General features: G+C 70.3%; 4 protein-coding genes. 1 reads left to right on the forward strand and 3 read right to left on the reverse strand.

Features of this window, described 5'->3' with window-relative positions; genetic code table 11:
- Window positions 1-162 precede the first annotated feature (162 nt).
- Both QH270_RS24635 and QH270_RS24640 read right to left on the reverse strand, forming a co-directional pair.
- Window positions 163-1,968 (reverse strand): acetyl/propionyl/methylcrotonyl-CoA carboxylase subunit alpha, encoded by a 1,806-nt coding sequence (locus QH270_RS24635; RefSeq protein WP_280346461.1) that lies wholly within the window; start codon window positions 1,966-1,968, stop codon window positions 163-165.
- A 201-nt stretch (window positions 1,969-2,169) separates the two neighbouring features.
- Entirely contained in the window at window positions 2,170-3,048 is an 879-nt protein-coding gene (locus QH270_RS24640) for a sulfurtransferase (RefSeq protein WP_280346464.1), read from the reverse strand.
- A gap of 154 nt (window positions 3,049-3,202) precedes the next feature.
- On the opposite strand from QH270_RS24640, the gene QH270_RS24645 reads away from it, so the two are divergent.
- Window positions 3,203-3,976, forward strand: coding sequence for a helix-turn-helix transcriptional regulator (locus tag QH270_RS24645; RefSeq protein WP_280346462.1), 774 nt, complete (start codon window positions 3,203-3,205; stop codon window positions 3,974-3,976).
- Here the strand turns inward: QH270_RS24645 and QH270_RS24650 are convergent.
- On the reverse strand, window positions 3,902-4,554 hold a 653-nt coding region (locus QH270_RS24650; protein ID WP_280346463.1), incomplete at its 5' end, for a Maf family protein. The two genes, QH270_RS24645 and QH270_RS24650, sit on opposite strands and share 75 nt — an antisense overlap.

A 4,554-nucleotide genomic window follows, 5' to 3' on the forward strand; every position in this document is an offset into this window, starting at 1 on the left:
CTGGGTGTCCCCCCCCACCATCTCCCCCGCGGGGGGGGGGGGGGGGGGGGGGGGGGGGTTTTATTCTCCCCACTTCCCCCCCGGGGGGGGGGGGTTTTGGGGGGGTTTTCTTTGGGGGGGGGGGGGTTTTGGCCCCCCGCCCCCCGTTCTCCCGCGCTGTGCTTACTTGATCTCCGCCAGGACGGTGCCCTGGGTGATGGCGGCGCCCGCCTCGACGCTGAGCCCGGTGACGACACCGGCCTTGTGCGCGTTGACCGGGTTCTCCATCTTCATGGCCTCGAGCACCACGATCAGGTCGCCCGCCTCGACGGTCTGCCCCTCTTCGACGGCGACCTTCACCACGGTGCCCTGCATGGGCGCGGTGACCGCGTCACCGGAGGCCGCACCGGCACCGGCGCCGCCGCGCTTGCGCGCCTTCGGCTTCTTGCGGATGACGCCCGCGCCGTTGCCGGCCGAACCGGCCGCACCGCCACCGAGGGTGAACTGACCGGGCAGCGACACCTCGACGCGACGGCCGCCGACCTCGACGACGACCTTCTGCCGGGGCAGGTCCTCGTCCTCGTCCTCGGCGACGCCACCGGCCGTGAACGGCTCGACGGTGTTCTTCCACTCGGTTTCGATCCACTTGGTGTAGACGTCGAACTTCTCGCCGTCACCGATGAACGCCGGGTCCTCGACGATGGCGCGGTGGAACGGGATGACCGTGGCCAGGCCGTCGACCTCGAACTCGGCCAGCGCGCGACGGGCGCGCTGCAGGGCCTGCTCACGGTTCTCGCCGGTGACGATCAGCTTGGCCAGCATCGAGTCGAACTGACCGCCGATGACGCTGCCTGCCACCACGCCGGAGTCGACGCGCACGCCGGGGCCCGAGGGCTCGCGGTAGACGCTGACCGGGCCGGGGGCGGGCAGGAAGCCGCGACCGGCGTCCTCGCCGTTGATCCGGAACTCGAACGAGTGCCCGCGCGGGGTGGGGTCCTCCTTGATGGTCAGCTCCTCGCCGTTGGCGATGCGGAACTGCTGACGCACCAGGTCGATGCCCGCAGTCTCCTCGGTGACCGGGTGCTCGACCTGCAGGCGGGTGTTCACCTCGAGGAAGGACACGGTCTCGCCCTGCACCAGGTACTCCACGGTGCCCGCGCCGTAGTAGCCCGCCTCGCGGCAGATGCGCTTGGCCGACTCGTGGATCTTGGCCCGGACCTCGTCGGACAGGAACGGCGCGGGCGCCTCCTCGACGAGCTTCTGGAAGCGGCGCTGCAGCGAGCAGTCGCGGGTACCGGCGACGACGACGTTGCCGTGCTGGTCGGCGATGACCTGGGCTTCGACGTGGCGGGCCTTGTCCAGGTACTGCTCGACGAAGCACTCGCCGCGACCGAAGGCGGCCACGGCCTCGCGGGTCGCCGACTCGAACAGCTCGGGGATCTCCTCGATGGTGTGGGCGACCTTCATGCCGCGGCCACCGCCACCGAAGGCGGCCTTGATGGCGACCGGGACGCCGTACTCCTTGGCGAAGGCGACGACCTCGTCGGCGTTCTTGACCGGGTCCTTGGTACCCGCCGCCATCGGGGCCTGCGCCCGCTCGGCGATGTGGCGCGCGGTGACCTTGTCGCCCAGGTCGCGGATGGACTGCGGCGAGGGGCCGATCCAGATCAGCCCGGCGTCGAGGACGGCCTGGGCGAAGTCGGCGTTCTCGGAGAGGAAGCCGTAACCCGGGTGGATGGCGTCGGCGCCGGACTTGGCGGCGGCGTCGAGGATCTTGTCGAACACGAGGTACGACTCCGCCGAGGTCTGACCGCCGAGGGCGAACGCCTCGTCGGCGAGCTTCACGAAGGGAGCGTCGGCATCGGGCTCGGCGTACACCGCGACGCTGGTGATCCCCGCGTCCTTGGCAGCCCGGATCACGCGGACCGCGATCTCGCCGCGGTTAGCTACGAGTACCTTCGTGATCCGTGCGCTGGCATGGCTGGGCACTGAGCCTCCTGTGTGCAATCTTTGGTCGCTTCGGGGGACGGGTCGCCGTGTAGGCCCCGTGCCCGGTATCGACAACTTTCGTCTCGGGCGAGTGTAGGCAGTGTGCCAATTCGGCCCGCACTCGGCTAGCCCTACTGTCGAGTAGGTCGCAGGTCACACTACTCGCCGCGCTGGACTGTGAACACGTTTCAATTGATCCGGCTATGGCTGCCCCGGTTCGGCGCCGCGCGTGATGGGCAGCCGCACCGAATTCCCCCATTCGATCCAGGATCCGTCGTAATTGCGCACCGACCTGCGACCGAGCAGAAAGGCCAGGACGAACCAGGTGTGGCTGGAGCGTTCACCGACGCGGCTGTAGACGACCAGATCCTCGGCGGGCAGCGCGCCGTAGACCGCGTCGAGCTCGGCCCGGCTGCGGAAACGGCCGTCGGGCCCGCAGGCGGAGGTCCACGGGATGTTCACCGCCGACGGGATGTGCCCGCCGCGCAGCGCGGCGTACTCCTGATCGAGCGGCTTGTCCTCGAGCTCGCCGGAGTACTCCTGTGCCGAGCGCACGTCGACCAGCGGGGCACCCAGCCGGGCGAGCACATCGTCACGGAACGCGCGCGCGAGCGAGTCGTCGCGGGCGACGAGGGGGTAGTCGCTGGGCGCGAGGAGGGGCAGGTCGAAGGTGGTGTCGCGCTCCTCCGAGATCCAGGCGTCGCGGCCACCGTCGAGCAGGCGCACGTCCTCGTGGCCGAAGAGGGTGAAGATCCAGGCGGTGTGGGCGGCCTGGGCGTTGCCGCGGTCGCCGTAGATCACCACGGTGTCCTCGCGCCGGATGCCCTTGGCGCGCATCAGTTCGGTGAAGCGCGGGCCGTCGACGTAATCGCGGGTCACCGGGTCGCTCAGGTCGCCACGCCAGTCGATCTTGACCGCTCCCGGGACATGGCCGATGTCGTAGAGCAGGATGTCATCGTTGGACTCGATGATCTTCACCCCGGGCACTCCGATGTTTGCGGAGAGCCATTCCGTGGTTACCAATCGATGCGGGACTGCGTAGGAACCGAAGGCGGGGTGCGGATCCGGGGCGACGGGCACGGTGTGGTCCTTCACGCGAGAGTATTGGGCGGGTGCGACAGTGTGTTCTCGTCGCACCCGATGGTATGTCTGTGGTGGCACATCACGAATCGACACAATGGTCGAATAAAGCGCAGGGCCGTCCGATAAAGTCTCTGGAGAGGAGGGGTGAGCTATGTCCGATTCTTGGCCGCGGCGGCGACTGCTCGCGATCCTACGTGGCGCGACCGAGCCCCTCGATGCCCAGGAACTGGCCAGGATCACCGGACAGCACGTCACCACCGTCCGATTCCACCTCGATGTGCTCACCCGTGAATCGCTGGTCCGCCAGTTCCAGCAACCCCCGCGCGGCCGTGGCCGCCCGCGCATCGGCTACCGCGCCGTCCAGCGTTCGGTGGGTTATCAGGAACTCGCCCAGGTCCTCGCCGACCACCTCGGACCCGATCCGATCACCCGCTCCGCCGCCGCGATCGCCGCCGGCCGCGCCTGGGGCGCGCGGATGGACATCGGCGCGCATCCGGTCGAGACGCTGGCCGACGCCAGGGACATCACGATGTCGCTGATGTCAGAACTCGGTTTCGCCCCGGAGAAGGACCCGGTCGGCGAGACGCCCGAACACGTGCAGATCACGCTCACCGCGTGCCCGCTGCGCGAACTGGCCCGCTCGCACTCCGAGGTGGTGTGCGGAGTACACATGGGGCTCATGCGGGAAGTCCTCGACCGCAACGGCGCCCGCGGCCGCGTCGACGTGCGGCTGCACCCCTTCGTCGAACCGGAGCTGTGCCAGGCCCGGCTGGAACTCACCCTCGGCGCCGAGAACTGCGCCGCGGCGCCCGGTGTGCCCGCCGGGGCCGACGAGCCGGTGATCGCGCCCTCAGGCCCCCGTGTCCCGCCACAGCTGCGTGACACCGACACCGACATCTTCGAGCAGCCTGCGCAGCAGCGGTAGCCCGATCCCGATGACGCTGGACGGGTCGCCCTCGATCCGGTCCACGAACCAGCCGCCCAGCCCGTCCAGGGTGAACGCCCCGGCGACCTGCAACGGCTCACCGGTGGCGATATAGGCGTCGAGCTCGTCCGGCGCCGGCTTCGCGAAATGCACGGTGGTGCCGCTGCACTCTGCCGATTCCGCGACGACGGCGCCATCGCGCAGCCGCAGCACGCAATGGCCGGTGAGCAGGTCGGCGCTGCGGCCCGCCATCTCGGCCCAGCGGGCCCGCGCCACCTCGGGGGTGTGCGGTTTGCCCTGGAGCCGCCCGTCGACGAGCAGCATGGAATCGCAGCCGACGACGACACAGTCGGCGGCGAGTTCGGGAATCGACGCGGCGACGTCGACAGCCTTGGCACGGGCCAGGGCGACGACGACGTCGTGCGACGAGGTATCAGCGGGAAGTGCGGCCGCGACCGCGTCCTCGTCCACGCCCGAGACGCGGGCGCCCGGGTGGGTACCCCCCCGGGGGCGGGCGCCGGGGGGGGGCGGGGGCGCGGGGGCCCAGACCCGCCCGGGGACCCCAGCGCCGGGGGGGG

The sequence above is a fragment of the Nocardia neocaledoniensis genome (assembly GCF_029868625.1).
GTDB classification, from domain to species: domain Bacteria; phylum Actinomycetota; class Actinomycetes; order Mycobacteriales; family Mycobacteriaceae; genus Nocardia; species Nocardia neocaledoniensis_A.